1 protein-coding gene is annotated in these 729 nt (G+C 64.5%); it reads left to right on the top strand.

Features of this window, described 5'->3' with window-relative positions:
- Positions 1-729, top strand: a 729-nt coding sequence (locus MLY01S_RS12565) for a recombinase zinc ribbon domain-containing protein (protein WP_174520659.1), incomplete at both ends; no start/stop codon positions are given.

The raw sequence follows: 729 nt of genomic DNA on the forward strand, positions 1-729 counted from the left end.
GTGCGCTTCACCGTCACCTTCCGCGGCGTCACCTACGACGGCACCCACCAGCCCCTCGTCGACGCGGAGACGCGGCTGCGCGTCCAGACCAACCTGGACGCCAACAACGCCCGTGGCGAACGGCCACAGAAGTACGACCACTACCTCAAAGGCACCCTGTACTGCGCCTGCGGAGCCAAGCTCATGATCGAACGCCCCCGCGACAAGGCCGGGGACCGCTACGAGTACTTCACCTGCTCCGGACGACGCCGCAAGACCACCCAATGCACTCGCTCCGCGATCCTTGCCGAACGCGCCGAAGCCGAGATCGAACGCACCTACCAGCGCAACTCCCTGACCCAGACCCAGGCCGAGCACGTCCGGAAGGTCCTCAACGACGTATTCGACCAGCTCGAAGGATCCAGCGAGGACGAACGCAAGCTCCTGACCGTCCAGCGCGACAAGCTCGAGGCCGAACGCCTCAAACTCGTCCAAGCTCACTACGCCGACGCGATCCCCCTCGACCTCCTCAAAAGCGAACAAGACCGCATCCGCGCCAGCCTCGACCAAATCACCACCCGGCTCGACAACCTCACCGACACCTACGCCGAGGCCCGAACAGGCTTGGACCAGCTCGCCGAACTCCTGGTCGACCTCGACGAGCTCTACAACAAGTGCGAACCAGCCGAACGACGCATCCTCAACCGCGCCCTGTTCACCCGCATCACCATCGACGACGAAGAGAACGCC

Source organism: Micrococcus lylae NBRC 15355, assembly GCF_001570885.1.
In the GTDB taxonomy this organism is placed as follows: Bacteria; Actinomycetota; Actinomycetes; order Actinomycetales; family Micrococcaceae; genus Micrococcus; species Micrococcus lylae.